The organism is Pedobacter sp. Bi126, from assembly GCF_918698245.1.
In the GTDB taxonomy this organism is placed as follows: Bacteria; Bacteroidota; Bacteroidia; order Sphingobacteriales; family Sphingobacteriaceae; genus Pedobacter.
In genome coordinates this window covers 197,498-211,967 of the sequence record NZ_CAKKMS010000001.1, presented here as the reverse complement: position 1 = coordinate 211,967, position 14,470 = coordinate 197,498, and the positions used below count along the sequence as shown (strand labels likewise).

14 protein-coding genes and 1 pseudogene are annotated in these 14,470 nt (G+C 41.5%); 7 read left to right on the top strand and 8 right to left on the bottom strand.

From position 1 onward, the window contains the following. Positions 1 to 13 precede the first annotated feature (13 nt). Complete coding sequence (locus LQ201_RS00690; RefSeq protein WP_230144161.1) at positions 14 to 1,384, top strand: RagB/SusD family nutrient uptake outer membrane protein; 1,371 nt, start codon at positions 14 to 16, stop codon at positions 1,382 to 1,384. Between the two features lie 54 nt (positions 1,385 to 1,438). On the opposite strand, the gene LQ201_RS00685 is transcribed toward LQ201_RS00690, so the two are convergent. Both LQ201_RS00685 and LQ201_RS00680 read right to left on the bottom strand, forming a co-directional pair. Beyond that, the gene (locus LQ201_RS00685; protein ID WP_230144162.1) at positions 1,439 to 1,687 is read right to left on the bottom strand and encodes a DUF6520 family protein; all 249 of its coding nucleotides are present in this window, start codon (positions 1,685 to 1,687) and stop codon (positions 1,439 to 1,441) included. Between the two features lie 62 nt (positions 1,688 to 1,749). Next, positions 1,750 to 2,229, bottom strand: coding sequence for a MauE/DoxX family redox-associated membrane protein (locus LQ201_RS00680; RefSeq protein ID WP_230144163.1), 480 nt, complete (start codon positions 2,227 to 2,229; stop codon positions 1,750 to 1,752). An 89-nt stretch (positions 2,230 to 2,318) separates the two neighbouring features. Here LQ201_RS00680 and LQ201_RS00675 point away from each other — a divergent pair, with 89 nt between their 5' ends. Next, complete coding sequence (locus LQ201_RS00675; RefSeq protein ID WP_230144164.1) at positions 2,319 to 5,333, top strand: lantibiotic dehydratase; 3,015 nt, start codon at positions 2,319 to 2,321, stop codon at positions 5,331 to 5,333. On the opposite strand, the gene LQ201_RS00670 is transcribed toward LQ201_RS00675, so the two are convergent. Continuing rightward, the gene (locus LQ201_RS00670; RefSeq protein WP_230144165.1) at positions 5,330 to 6,067 is read right to left on the bottom strand and encodes a LytTR family DNA-binding domain-containing protein; all 738 of its coding nucleotides are present in this window, start codon (positions 6,065 to 6,067) and stop codon (positions 5,330 to 5,332) included. The genes LQ201_RS00675 and LQ201_RS00670 overlap by 4 nt on opposite strands. After that, on the bottom strand, positions 6,064 to 6,963 hold the full coding sequence (locus LQ201_RS00665) for a sensor histidine kinase (RefSeq protein ID WP_230144166.1): 900 nt from the start codon (positions 6,961 to 6,963) through the stop codon (positions 6,064 to 6,066). The genes LQ201_RS00670 and LQ201_RS00665 overlap by 4 nt, the downstream gene beginning before the upstream one ends. Before the next feature lie 471 nt (positions 6,964 to 7,434). Here LQ201_RS00665 and LQ201_RS00660 point away from each other — a divergent pair, with 471 nt between their 5' ends. Further along, positions 7,435 to 8,583, top strand: a complete 1,149-nt coding sequence (locus LQ201_RS00660) for a hypothetical protein (RefSeq protein ID WP_230146583.1) — start codon at positions 7,435 to 7,437, stop codon at positions 8,581 to 8,583. Positions 8,584 to 8,868: 285 nt separating this feature from the next. Further along, positions 8,869 to 9,138 (top strand): helix-turn-helix domain-containing protein, encoded by a 270-nt coding sequence (locus LQ201_RS00655; protein WP_230144169.1) that lies wholly within the window; start codon positions 8,869 to 8,871, stop codon positions 9,136 to 9,138. Between the two features lie 47 nt (positions 9,139 to 9,185). Here the strand turns inward: LQ201_RS00655 and LQ201_RS00650 are convergent. Next, positions 9,186 to 9,323 (bottom strand): annotated as a pseudogene (locus tag LQ201_RS00650) (DNA-binding protein); the annotation flags it as partial. A gap of 430 nt (positions 9,324 to 9,753) precedes the next feature. Between LQ201_RS00650 and LQ201_RS00645 the strand changes: the two are divergent. Continuing rightward, a complete protein-coding gene (locus tag LQ201_RS00645; RefSeq protein WP_230144170.1) occupies positions 9,754 to 9,975 on the top strand; it encodes a hypothetical protein in 222 nt (73 codons plus the stop codon). Here LQ201_RS00645 and LQ201_RS00640 read toward each other — a convergent pair. From LQ201_RS00640 to LQ201_RS00630, 3 genes are read right to left on the bottom strand one after another with little or no spacing between them, the layout of a single operon-like run. Continuing rightward, positions 9,968 to 10,882: an AraC family transcriptional regulator gene (locus tag LQ201_RS00640; protein ID WP_230144171.1), complete on the bottom strand. Its 915-nt coding sequence runs from the start codon at positions 10,880 to 10,882 to the stop codon at positions 9,968 to 9,970. The genes LQ201_RS00645 and LQ201_RS00640 overlap by 8 nt on opposite strands. 19 nt (positions 10,883 to 10,901) lie before the next feature. Further along, on the bottom strand, positions 10,902 to 11,639 hold the full coding sequence (locus tag LQ201_RS00635; RefSeq protein ID WP_230144172.1) for an SDR family oxidoreductase: 738 nt from the start codon (positions 11,637 to 11,639) through the stop codon (positions 10,902 to 10,904). Between the two features lie 12 nt (positions 11,640 to 11,651). Further along, a complete protein-coding gene (locus LQ201_RS00630; RefSeq protein ID WP_230144173.1) occupies positions 11,652 to 12,629 on the bottom strand; it encodes an aldo/keto reductase in 978 nt (325 codons plus the stop codon). A gap of 588 nt (positions 12,630 to 13,217) precedes the next feature. On the opposite strand from LQ201_RS00630, the gene LQ201_RS00625 reads away from it, so the two are divergent. Both LQ201_RS00625 and LQ201_RS25655 read left to right on the top strand, forming a co-directional pair. Beyond that, positions 13,218 to 13,970, top strand: coding sequence for a YoaK family protein (locus tag LQ201_RS00625; protein ID WP_230144174.1), 753 nt, complete (start codon positions 13,218 to 13,220; stop codon positions 13,968 to 13,970). Positions 13,971 to 14,216: 246 nt separating this feature from the next. Continuing rightward, a complete protein-coding gene (locus tag LQ201_RS25655; protein ID WP_256449124.1) occupies positions 14,217 to 14,342 on the top strand; it encodes a hypothetical protein in 126 nt (41 codons plus the stop codon). Positions 14,343 to 14,470 lie beyond the last annotated feature (128 nt).

Here is a 14,470-nt window from a genome sequence, read left to right as displayed (position 1 = left end):
GAAACTGAATATTATGAAACCATTATTTTTGCTCATGGCCCTATTGCTCTTCGGCCTGCTTTTTACTTCCTGCCAAAAGGAATTCCTAGACAAAAAGCCAGATAAGGCGCTGCTCATTCCTACTACCGTGGATGATTTTAATGCCTTGATGGACAACCTGACCGTATTCAACATCAGTCCCGCGCTGCAGGAAATTTCAGCTGATGACTTTTACGCTACAGATGCCGACGTGGCTGGGTTTACCTCTGTGATCCAGAAAAACAGCTATTTATGGTCCGCAGATATTTATCAGAACCAATCTTGTACAGACTGGAACCGTCCTTATCAGCAGATCTTTTATGCCAATATCATACTGGACGGACTTCAGGAGCCTGAAGGGGCTGGAGGATCAAAGACCGACTGGAACACCACAAAAGGCAGTGCGCTTTTTCACCGGGCATTTGCCTTTTATAACCTGGTGCAGCTGTTTTCCAAAACCTATGACAAGAACACCGCCGGCGTAGATCCGGGGATACCCCTGCGCCTCACTGCAGATGTGAATGCAAAGGTTGGAAGGGCTAGCGTGCAGCAGGTATATGACCAGTTGATTGGTGATCTGCTGGAGGCAGAAAAGTTATTGCCACAAACGACCCGGTTTAAAAATCGTCCTTCCAAAGCTGCAGCAGATGCACTACTGGCGCGGGTGTACCTGAACATGGAAAATTATGAACAGGCCGGTAAATATGCGGCAGCATCGCTTGCGTTGAACCGTTCCTTGCTGGATTATAATACCATCAGCCTTAGTGCAACCAATCCATTCCCTTCTTCTCCAACAGTAGACAATCCTGAGGTAATATTTTATGATATGCTTGTAGCCCATGGATTTACCTCCTCCACCAGGACCACGGTTGCTGATGAGTTATACCAGCTCTATGCAGACAAGGACCTGAGAAAAAGCATATTTTTTGCAGGCAGCGCTCCCTTTTATTTCAAAGGACGGTATACCGGATTCCGCCTGCAGCTGTTTGGCGGATTGTGTGTGGATGAAATGTACCTCATCCGCGCCGAATCACTGGCGAGGATGGGCAGTTTTGCCGAGGCCATGAAAGAGTTGAATACCCTGCTGGTCACGCGCTGGACCAAAGGCACCTACCAGCCCCTCTCTGCTGCCGATGCGGAGAGTGCCCTAAAGATTGTTCTTCTGGAAAGGCGTAAGGAGCTTGTCTTTCGTGGACTTCGTTGGGGAGATCTCAAGCGGCTCAATAAAGATCCACGCTTTGCTAAAACTATAGTCCGGACGGTTTCAGGGCAGGTATTCACATTAATCGCTGGTGATAAACGTTATGTGCTGCCCATTCCGGCCGAAGAAATTTCTGCCAGCGGTATGGCGCAGAATGAACGGTAAATAAAAAAGCAACCGGCGCGATGCCGGTTGCTGGTTAAAAGGGTGAACAAGATGCTACTGAGCAAAAGTACCAACCTCTTCGTCAAGGTAGCCGCTTGGATTGATGTTGGGATTTTGGCCTTGAGGATAAGTGCGGGTACAGGTTAGGTCCGACTCTATACAATTGTAGTTGCCGGTTACCTCTACATACGTGCTTCCATTCAAACCCCATTTAACATTGGCTTTTTGAGCAGTAGATGCTACTGCTATGCCTGTTCCAAGTAGGAATGCGATAGCAGCTAAGTTTAATTTGATCCTTTTCATAGGAAACGAATGCTTTATTACATCAAAAAACATTCAGAAAAACTTTAGTGAATAAATGATGCTTACTCTGTTCGCAGGTTTTCAGCTTGCCCTGTTTGGCTGTTGGTCATGTTGTTGACCTTATTTAATTCCTTCGGTTCGAAAGTATAGAGATATAAAGCGAGAAGGTTTAGGATCAGAAAAATACTGTTGAATATAAGATGTGCGGTCCAGCCCATTTGGTTCAGAATGCCTCCACATGAACAGGGAACCCTGTCCCAGAAATGGAGCATGACCATGGCAATGTAGGATGTGAAGGCCAGCAGCAGTACAGCTGAAAATAACAGACCAGATATGATGGTCCGCTTGAAACATAGCAGCAGCGCAGTGATGATTTCTGTAGGGATCAAAAAATACAATAGGAAATCAGCAAGCCAGCTGGGAAAAGACTGGTTGTGAAGCTGCTGGTCAAAGTCTGAAAAAGTAAAGAACTTGCTCAAAGCAGCATATACAAATAGCAGTACGAGCAGTGGTGGAACGGTTGATTTTAAAATTGCCTTCATGGTAAAAGAATTATAGAAACAAATTAATGGCGAATAGAAAAGCCAAAACAGTATGAGATGGGTATTATACCCTTTAAAGCGACGAAGAGATGAAAGAAGATAAGTCAACGATGTACCGGTTTTTACCGCAGTTGTTTTTACGGGCACCGTACTATAGCTTTACAGGCTATGATCTCTCGCGGGTGCCGGAAGTATTGCAGGAACAGGCTTTTCGCAATGCAGTTTTTTTGGCGAGCGCCGGGTTTTATGCCTTACTTGAAAAAAAGGAATTTGATTTCGATAAATTATCAGATAAGGAAAAACATACCCTTTATAAGTATTATAACCGGATGTGCTTCAGACCAACCCCTTTTGGAAGCTTCTCCTCCTTCACTTTACTCCAATGGGGAAGCGGTGGCCAGGTCAGGCTTGCGGGAAGCGACGAGTCGGTACTTCATCTATTGCCTGACCAGAATTTTTTGAGAAAATTGAAAAATAGGGCGGAGGCTGATCTGTCAGACGGATTGATGGTCAACCCTGCGTTGTACCGGTTTAATGACGTTTTCCGCTACACCAAATCATCTTTAGATGATAAGGGCCGATTTAGCTTTTCCCTGGAAGGGATTGCAGCCGTAAAATTCAATATACAGCTATTTTCATTTTTATCTTCAAAAAAGGCTTCCAAAAATATCCTCTTGAGGTGGATTATGGCGCACGGTGAGTGCTCAGCTGCAGAAGCGGAAGAATACATCCAGTTTCTCCTTGACGCCGGTGCGGTTTTCAATGGCACTCAGGGCAAAGTGATCAGTAATGAGGTCATGGAAAACTCCTTTGGCTTACCTGGCTGGAATGACTTCTGGAAAAATTACACAATGATTCCTTTATCGGGTGACGCATCCCTGTCGGCTTTGGCCGGGAATATCGGGGAAATAGCAAAGGAAAATAAACCTATTGGCCAGCCATTTTATGCGGCCCTAGAAAGGCCGAACAAAACTGGGGGACCAGATATTGCTGAACAGGTGGAACTCTCCAAAGCTGTCCATGTGCTGCAGTTATTGGCAAATGCTGAACAGCCTGCTGATCTGTCGCGTTTTATCCGTGATTTCCGTACCCGCTTTGATCAGGAAAGGGTACCTTTGCTGACGGCCTTAGATCCCGATGGAGGACTGCATTATGGCGAGATGGAACCCTCCATGCCTGATCAGGATATCCTGGAGAATATTCCTTTCCCTGAGCCGGAAGAAGAAAACAGGACGCTTGGATGGCATGCCTCCCAGCAGTTTATCTTCAAACTCTGGATAGGGGACACCCTACGCGATCCCTGGTCGCCCCTGCAGATCAGCGAAGATGATTTGATTAAACTGGAAAATCACAAAAAAGCAGTATTGCCTTTGCCCCAGACGCAGGCGCTCATGTACCGGTCGACTGGAGAGCACCTGATCATCGAAAGCTCGGGTGGAGTTACTGCCGCATCGCTGATTGGAAGGTTTTCATGCTTTAGTGATCTGGTACACCAATTTTGCCGCGAGCTTGCCGCAAAGGAGACTTCCTCAAATCCCGAAGTTGTTTTTGCTGACATTGCCCAGCAGTCTGATAGCCATGTGGATAATATCAATCGTCGTAAGCCGATTTATTCACACGAGATACCCTTGAACGTATTTCCCACACAATCGGACGAAAAGCTCATACTTCCAAGCGAAGTCATGCTTTCTCTTAAAGGCGGTGAATTGATATTGGAGTCTTCTAAGCTTAACAAAAGAGTAATTCCCCGTTTGGCGACAGCCTATAACTTTCGAAATAACCATTCGCCGGTTTTCCGGCTGCTGTGTGACCTGCAGTTCCAAGGGGTACAGGCAGGACTTTCATTTAGTCTGGAAAACTTTTTTCCGGGCCTGACTTTTTATCCTCGGCTCTGCTACGGAAGGGTGATCCTCTGTCTGGCGAAATGGAATTTTAAGGAATCAGACACAAACCATTTAACTGCGGTAGATAATGTTGATCCATTTAAAACGCTGGATGGGTTTCGCAAGAAGCACCACCTGCCCCGGCACATCACGATAGGGGCAACAGACCAGCAGTTGGTTTTTGATCTGGCCAATACCACCGAGGCAAGGTTTTTTCTGCAGTGCATTCACGGCCTTAAGAGGATAACCATTCAGGAATATTTATGGCCAGACCGATCCGTTCTGGCCGGTAAAAAGCCGCTTGCGGGGCAAATGATTGCTTTTCTTGCCCACGGGAATAATATTTATAAACCTTCAAAAAAGGAAAGCGCCACTGCTTACGGCGAAAAACAACGCGATTTTTTAATGGGGAGTAATTGGCTTTACCTTAAAATTTTCTGCATTCCACGCGCTTCGGATGAAATCCTTAGTAAGGTGATTTTCCCGTTTATTAAAGCGCAGAAAAAGCGGATCAAAAACTGGTTTTTCATCCGCTACAGCGATAAAGGTTATCACCTGCGCCTGCGCATACAGGCGGAAGAATGTGATCTTGGCACGATACTCGTCGCCTTGCGAAAAAAAATTGAATCATCCAGACATGATAAACTCATCCGGGATTTCCAGGGAGATACCTACCGTAGAGAAATCGAACGCTATAGCCCCGTTCTCATTTCGCATGTTGAGGAGCTTTTTTGCGCGGGAAGTAATCTTACTGCGATCATATTGACTTTAAGGGGGAACAGTTCCCTTCAACTTAGCGAGTTTGAACTGGCTATACTTACTGCCTATCGCATGATCAGCTGCTTTTTTACTTCTTTGGTAGATGCTCTGGATTACCTTGGTAAGGTAAAGGATCAGTTTATGGCGGAGTTCAGTGCAGATAAAACGCTTAAGGTCGCAATGGATGAGAAGTACCGGGAGAAGAAATTAGCGATAGCGGACTTGCTGGCAAGTAAAGAATTATCAAAACATCTTTTGCCCCTTTTAAAGCAGATGTCTGTTTTAAAAGGGCTTACTATCAACTATTCAAAAGACAAAAAAATGGAGCTTTTGGCCGATCTGGTGCATATGCAACTGAACCGGACATTCTCCGTTAGACAAAGGCAACAGGAGTTGCTCGTCTACTATTGCCTGCAAAAGTATACCAGCTCGCGTTTGGCCCGAGAAAGGACTTCAGTCTAGTGATCACTTTTGTCTCTTTTGCTAATGACTAAAGCTGGCTGGATTTTTTCCCGGAAGGCGCTACGATAAGTCCCTCCAATCGGAATACTCACTTCTCCGCTTAGTCTTACCTGAGCGTATTCCAATGAATGAATAGTTGCATGGTTGACGATATAAGACTGATGTATTCTGGAAAAAGTTTCAATAGGCAACTTGGAAAGGACTTCCGCTAAGGTGAGGTAAGTGGTTACTTTTCCATCATTCATATGGATAATGATGTAGTTGCCTATGTTTTCAATATAAAGGATCTCCGCGATGGTGATCCGGTTAAATTTTCCTTTAATGTTGCTTTTGACGAAAAAGAAGGGGTTATCAGTGCTTCGAGTTGTCTGACTGGTGAGATTTGAGCGCACCCTGGTAACTGCCTTTAAAAACCTGGCGTAATTGATGGGCTTTAGCAGGTAATCTACTGCATCTTTTTCAAACGCTTCCGGTGCGTACTCGCGGTAGGAGGTTGTGAAAATAATGTTGCTCGCTGAACCTATAAGGTCTGCCACATCAAGGCCATTGAGCTGTGGCATATCGACATCTAACAGAACAATATCGGGAGTTTGGATAGTGCATAATTCTTCCAGCGCTAAAAGCGGGTTGGTGGAGCTGCCAACCAATTCCAAGCCAGGAGTTTGATTGACGTACTTATCGAGTACTTCAATTGAATGGTATTCATCATCAATGATATAGCATGTTAAGCTCATAATTTAAGGGTTAAAGTGAGTTCGTAAAATTCGCCAGGTTCGTTGATTTCCAGCTTATAGTTGTCTTTATAAAACGAATCCATGCGGAGCCGGATGTTCTGCAGACCTAATGCTTTTCGCTGACGGGGATGTCCGTTCTTTGATTTTTTTAAGTTCCTGGTGTAAAAAGTCAATTGTCCGGTTTCATCAGCCGTTAACTTCAGTACAGCCGGAGCGGTAAGTTCGGTCAGGTTCCCATGTTTGAACAGGTTTTCTGTCAGCGTAAGCAGGATCAGTGGGATTATTTTATAACGACTGAGATCGCCATGCATTTCCAGCTTAAGATATAGCGGTTCTTTAAAACGATAGCGGTTGATCGCGATGAGGTTTTCAATTTGCTCAACTTCTCTATCCAATTTGATTTTTCCGTCTGGACCTGCTTCTTCCAGGCTGAAACGCATAATCTCCGATAGGAGCCAAATGCAATTAGCGGCATCATCGGAATATTTCTGTGCGCTGTTGTAAACGAAATTAAGCGCATTGAAGAGCATATGCGGATTGATCTGTTGTTGTAGGTATGCATTTCGAGACTTGGTAAGCTGTGCTTCTAACGCTGCGTTATTCTTTTCGATGATCAATTGTCGCTTTTCGGCTTCCAAAGCCTGTCTTTTATAATGAGCAACATACTTTGCCGAACAATAAAATATAGCCAGCAAAGTGAAGTATCCGGCCCGCGCAATATTTCGTGCTAGAAACTGATTGATATATATGAAAGGATTATAATTGGCGGGTTGGGGATTTCCCAGTAAATAGTCGGCAAAGCCTTTTATAATCAGATAAAGAATAAGTAGGGCTAAATATGCAGCGACGCCGCGAATGTAATTTTTCTTTAACCCTTCTAAAGTATAATTTAACACATGAAGGCAGGAATAAAAAAATGCAAAGTTAATTGTATAAAAGACAATATATATAAGTGGCCTTTCCAGAGATCCAATTTGATAGTATACTAAGAACAATTCATACGCGATAAAAAGCGTCCAAAATGAAGTATGGATTATAATTGTCTTCCGAGTTAGCTTACTCAATTTTAAACTTTTCAAATTTATCATCACAAATGTTGTTTTACCTACAAAACCGCTCGAATCTGTAATAAATTATATAACCAATGCATAGACTCTTAAATTAACATTAAAAATTAAAATTATGATGAAATCAAAGAAACTTCCACAAAAAAACACGCAAATTGTTGCACAGTACAAATCTTTAAATGAAGTGAATAAAAGGCCTGATTCTGACACTACTACGGTGGCTACAACAATCATTTCAAGCACTCATATTTTCAACCAATAGAAGAAATATAAATAATGCACCGGGAAATTCCTTTCGCTATGCTTAAGAATGAACTGAAGGATATAGAAGAAATTTTAATTGAGCAAGAGTATTCCGACAGCGATAATACAGCCCAAATTAATCTTACGCCTCACTTTGGTCAAATCTATAGCGCATGGGAAGCCGTATTATTTTCCAATACGCCAGAGGCTACCCTGGTGCGTTATTTCCATTATCATCTTGATAGTATATCAACCACTTCCATTACATTATCTAATTCCCAAGATTCTGAAAAATATTTACTTTCCCAAAATGAACTTTTAGCACTTATAGACCATCTGCAGAAATACTATTTCAGTTATTTCAATGACGATGCGATTGCGCCTATAATTTATCATCAACGATTAGTTTCTCAGCTTAACGGAGATATTTGTGCTATCCAGAAAACCCTGAAGTCAAGCGACCTAAATGCTTCTCTGATAGCCTGTCTATTAAAATGGTTCAGTGTAATGTCCGAGGATATTGGAAAAGTAAAATTTACCTTTCGTTCATTATCTTATTTCGGATGTATTATTCATCAATTAGGTTCACTCGATTGTCATTCGCATAACGCAGAAAAATTACTGGTTTCTCTACTTATTCGTTCAAATTTCAATAACCTATCTTTTTTTGTTTACTACCAGGATACAATCAGGAATGCTTTTGGTGATTTTAGACATACGCAGGAAAGACTTAATTATTTGGTTGAGCAGAAAGCAGAAGTTTCATCATCTCCAGAAGCGAAAAACATAGCTTTTGACCCCTCGTGGCCTTCCATAAAAACCATCATAGGGGATTGGTTAAAGGAAGAAATTGTACTTGCAGAAAAGTTTTTAACCAAGGGGAGTGACGTTGTTGTTCCAAAAATACCACTGGAAATGTCAGTTGCTCACTTGTCCTGCTTAATTCGTTTACTGTACGAAGAAAGTGTTTTCGCCACTCAGAATCTTCAGTTTATTTTTAAATTTTTTGCTGGTCACTATCAAAGTAAAAGACAAGCTGTTATTTCCCCTGGAAGCCTTAGCAAAGAATTTTATAGTATTGACCAGCATACCGCCGCACGTGTGCGTGATCTGTTACAGCGTATGGTCCTGCGGATCAACCGCAATTTTTTTCCTATGGCCGTTGCAATAAATGCAACAGTCCTCTCTTATCTAAGTATGCGCTGAGTTCCCCCAGCCAGTTATAGCTAAACCCTTCTTTATTTATCAGTCGTTCAGGCAAAAGAGATGTGATGTCGTTTAATGTGCTGAAATTCATTGAACTACAAGCTTTACAGAATTCAGTGCTAAAACCAAGTCTGTCAATAGGGGTCTGTAATAATTCCTCAATTTCCATATTTTTAGTTATATGACGCGAAATAAAGATACATTTTTGTTTCTAATAAGATGTATCTATTGTGCTGTTTCTTTTTAAGAGTACCTCTCGCGCATCATTTTGGTTTACTTTACGTTATGAGTAGAGCCAAAAACGAAGAGGAGAGCGAGCATATAAAGGAAGTTTTGAAATTGGTTGGTGCACGGATTCGTTCCCTTAGAGAAGCGAAAGGGGAACGGAACTATGAAAAATTTGCCTTTAAACATGACCTTAACCGTACCCAGCTCTGGCGCTATGAAAATGGGGAAGATCTGTATTTCTCATCTTTGCTCAAAGTGCTTTCCGCATTGGATATCACCCTTGCTGAGTTCTTTAACGACGGGTTTGATCAATCGGCTAAGCGATAACATTTATTAAATATGAGCAGGCCTCAATAAAAAACTCAAGGCATTATGGTGTATTGTAGCGTTCCATTGATCCGGAGGTTTTGCTGCGTTACCGATGAAATGTTGAGGAGCTTTCGTACATAAACGCTCTTAAGCCACCGTCGGTTTTCAGACTGTCCCGATCTAATGAGCTGCCCGATTTCAATGTAAGCGGCTGCATGTAATACTGGCGAAAAGTAACAAGGCGTTGTGTTTGCTAAGACAATGGCGACATTGATGTCTAATCGATTTAATATATATTTGCCAAAGGATTTAGTTGCTGCATAAATAAAAGATTGGAAAACCGGAACTGAGGTGTCTATTAAAGACAGCTTTAGAGTTTTAAATAATGCCGGCTGGTTAAAAATGGATACATCTGGAGTAATTAGCCATGTTAATAAAATTTCACTCTCAACTGATTACGCAAACCCTGTCAAACATCTCCGGTAGGATGACCAGTATCAACAATAGTTCGCTAACGATAAATGATAAAAATGATGATGGAAACGATCTTTTTGGAATGGAAATCGGATATGAACTACCAGATGCAGGGTTGGGAGTGGCAGTTTACTATAACGGGCTTATTTCTTCGGTTAAATGGTCAACGGAAACCAGCGTGGTTATAGATTTGACTATGATAGTGCACAGCGCTTGAAAAATGCAATCTACGCTCAAGGAACATTGGGCTCAGGTTCATGGACGGATATTTCTGGTTACGAAGAAAAGAACATTAGTTATGACCAGAATGGCAACATCCTTAGCTTACAGCGTAATGCTTTACTAAATAATACTGGTCTGTTGATTGCCGTTTTTAATTAAAGGAGTGTCTGAACTCCAAAGGCGAAACGTTTGTCTTCGTCTTGAACAGCTTGCTGAACGATTGTGAATGTTCAAAGCCCAGTGCATAAGCAATTTCCGAAACAGAAAGATTTGTATTTGATAATTTTTCTTTAGCTTTTTCTATGATTGCATTCTGAATGTATTGTTGTGTGTTTAGTCCTGTCAATGAACTCAACATATCACTCAGATAGCGCTGCGATAGCTTTAATTCTGTACTGATATATTTTACGGACGGTAAGCCGTTTTTCAGACTGTTTTCTTCTTCAAAATAGTTGTCTAAAAGTTTGTCCAAAGAAGTTATGATATCGTGATTGATTGCTTTTCTCGTAATAAATTGCCTGTTGTAAAAACGGTTACTGTAATTCAATAACAATTCTATCTGTGACACCAGAACATCCTGGCTGAAGTGGTCAATGTTGTTATTCAATTCATTGGCTATTGTAGCAAATAAATTGGCTATAATTTCTTTTTCTTTTGCCGACAGAAACAAGGCTTCTGAAACATCGTATGAGAAAAAGCCATAGTGATTTATTGTTTTTCCCAACGTATAATTTCGTATAAAGTCCGGATGAAAATACAAAGCAATACCCTGATAGCTCTCTGTGTCTTCCGGCGAACAAACGATTTGTTTTGGCTTCAAAAATGCTAATCCGCCTTCTTCAAAATCGTAATAGCCCTGCCCGTATTTTATTTGTCCGGTGAATGTGGGTTTAAAGGAAATTTTGTAAAAATCAAGACTTACTTTTTGCCCTTTTGGAAACATCTCAATCGAAACATTATTGTAATCAACCAGTGCAATCAAGGGGTGCAACGGTGCAGGAAACCCCAGGATACGCACCAGTTGCGATATACTTTTTAGATGATTGATGTTGGATTGTTGTTGCATTTTTCGTTTACGAATGTAGTTAATTTTGTTTTGAAGGACGGATAACAATATCGCCAATTTCAACGTCGTCAGGCTGGCTTATGGTATAAATAACAGCATTGGCAATGGCAGCTGGGCTAATGGCCAAATTTTCCATATTATTCTTGATAATGGTTTTCATTTCCCTGTTTTTTATATTTTCAGCAAAGTCGGTTCTTACAACACCTGGGGAAATCCCTGTAATGCGTATGGTTCCATCTGACTCCTGACGAAACGCTTCTGCAATCGTGCGGATGGCATTTTTGGTTCCTGCATAAACACCTTGCATTGGCACAATCTTTATTCCTGAAGTTGAAATGATATTGACGATATGTCCCGATCGCTGTTTTTTGAAAACGGAAATTGCAGCTGCCATCCCGTACAAAACGCCTTTAAGATTAATGTCGATCATTTCCTCCCAACCTTCAATATCCAGTTCGTCAATGCGGCTTAATTGACTGATACCTGCGTTGTTTACAATAACATCCAATTTTCCGTATTGCTCAACTGCTGTATTGACCAATCTAATTAGATCTGCTTTATTCCTCACATCAATTTGAGCAAATGTGGCTTTACCACCTTCGCTATTAATTTCTTCAACAATTTGTTGCAACTGTGCTGTTCGCCTTGCACCCAGAACAATCTTTGCACCATTTTTAGCTAATTCCATGGCGATGGCTTTGCCCATTCCGCTGCTTGCGCCTGTAATGGCTATAACTTTTCCTTTAATATTTTGCATTGCTTTTGGTTTTTACTTGTCTATTTGTTTTTCTAAAAATTCGGGATAGCGGTCGCCAACAAGTGTAATTTCATTGACTGTTGTGTCAATTTTGGTGAGTTCATCGGCTGTTAGTGCAATATTTATACTGCCGATGTTTTCTTCTAAACGATGCAGTTTGGTAGTTCCGGGGATGGGTGCGATCCAAGGCTTTTGCGCTAAGAGCCAGGCCAAAGCCAGTTGTCCGGTCGTAACATTTTTTTGTTTGGCAATTTCAGAAAGTGCTTCTACTAAAACCAGATTGGCCTTTATATTTTCTTCGCTGAAACGGGGAATAATATTTCTGCGGTCGATAGCCTCTAATTTTTTGTTGATGATGCCCGTGAGAAAGCCTTTGCCCAAAGGACTGAAGGGAACGAAACCAATCCCCAATTCTTCCAATGTTGGTATGATTTCATCTTCAGGCTCGCGCCAAAACAAAGAGTATTCGCTTTGCAATGCTGATACAGGTTGTACTGAATGCGCTTTCCGGATCGTTTTAGTACTTGCTTCCGATAAACCGAAATATTTCACTTTGCCCTCTTGTATCAGGTCTTTTACTGTCCCTGCAACATCTTCTATCGGGACATTAGGGTCGACTCTGTGCTGATAAAGCAGGTCAATGTAATCTGTCTTTAATCGTTTTAGAGATGCTTCGGTAACTGCTCTGATCGTTTCGGGTCTGCTGTCTAATCCTACTGCAGGTCTGGCGTCTTTACAACCGAATTTTGTAGCTATCACCACGTCTTTTCTATAAGGCTGTAATGCATCGCCAACAAGTTCTTCATTGGTGTAAGGTCCGTAAGCTTCTGCGGTATCAAAAAATGTAATCCCGCTTTCAACTGCGTTGTGCAGTAGCGTTATGGCATCTTTTTTATCAAGACCTTTGCCATCCAGGAAATTTAAACCCATACAGCCAAAGCCCAATGCGGAAACTTCTAGTCCACTATTTCCTAATTTTCTCTTTTGCATAATTCTTTTTTGATTGTTTCTAACATTGAATAAATCTCATTACAAAACTCCTGATTGTCGTTCTGTAAAAAGTAGCCCAATTGGTAATTGTTGTAGTCAGATTGGCAATCGTTTTAAATGCTGCAATAAGTCCTATACCTTAATCTAGAGATTTGATGGCTGTCAGACCATCAGCGGATAACTCAAAGTCAGATACATTGAAATTTTCGTTTGCCCTTTCACAGGGTAAAAGGGCAAATTGAATATTTGGGATTGATATATTTTTTGATGCTTATGGCATTAGATTTTTCAGGGATTAGTTGCTGTTCAGAAAATTTGATCACTGGCAGACGGTTTTCAGTCTTTGCAAAGCTATCGGCAATGTATTTTCCCTTCATGGTAATAAATCATCTTGAATACTGATATTTATCAGTTTCAGTCGACTGGATTTATTTGGAACTTTGGGGGACAGTTTTATGGCCTTGCTTTAAATTGCTTTCCAATCCTAGAAGGTTTTACCATTTATGATTTTAAACCGGCCATATCACTTCTCTTTAGCGGGTATGTCATGGAGCGTAATTTATTTGGGCGCGATCAGATTTCATTATAATGCTTAGACACTTAGGACCAAAAAGAACATATGAGCATAATCTCAGATTGGCAAGCTTGTTAGGCATGACTGCTGGTTTTGTCAACGCTGAAGGCTATCTTGGATTTAACATTCTTACCACAAACGTAACAGGACATGCTGCACTTTTTGCTGAGAGGATAGCCTTTCAGGATTGGGGAACAGCACACATTATCGCGTTGTGGATGATGCTTTTTCTTGCTGGTGCATTTATTTCAGGCCTGATCTTGTCCTTTATGGGGCTTAACCAACGTTACGCTTGCTCAATTCCCATTCTCATCGAGATCGGTGTACTGCTGTTTTCAGCATTTTGCGGGGGAAGCTACGATAGGACACTTTTCTCAAAGGAGTTATTTGCCGGAAGTCTTCTTTTTGCCATGGGAATGCAGAATTCACTGGTGTCCATGGTGTCCGGTTCTGTCGTAAGGACTACCCACCTTACGGGTACTTTTACTGACCTGGGGATAGAACTGGCACAGGCGCTGCGTAATAAAGGGCAGGAGCGTAAGACTGTAAAATTAAAGATCAGGCTTCGGCTTGCTATTATTTTTTTCTTCATGGCAGGGGCAATTACAGGAGCTTATCTTTTCAAACATTTTGGATTCCCTTCTTTTTTTGCCCCGGTTGCAATTCTTGTTTCCGTATTGCTTTATGACTTATTCAGGATCAGGGCCAAAAGGTATTATAACAGGACCGCAAGCGCGGTGAAAAGGAGGATCGGACCACATCCCTAGATTAACTGCCAACACAGCTGGAGGCGACTGGGCAAAAATATATTGAATTTACATTGCACAGTCAAACTGATAATTATCATTTTTCTCCATGATATTTTGTCGGAAAAAATAGCTCATTACCCTATAATTTTGTTTCCGGGTTTGTTAAAGGACCTGTATGGCCATGAATTGAAGTATCTCTGGGCGTGTTCGATAAATAAGCTTCTTCCCATTGGTGCCTTATCGGTCAGTCAACAGGGCATTTTAATGAACGAGAATATCAATATTGGAAGTATTGTTTTAAACAGCTATATGGAAGAAATACCTAAGGATATCCTGCGCAGCTGTATGGACAGTTTATCGTATTGGGATATGTGGTGGTCTACCCGATAAAAAGAATTAAGCAAATGATTGGAATTCCATTACCGGTATCATATGGCCACAAAGTTTATACACTATATGTTATTTCATATGTGACTTCGTTGTTGCTGGAAAGTGAGATTTCGGTGGATATACTTCTT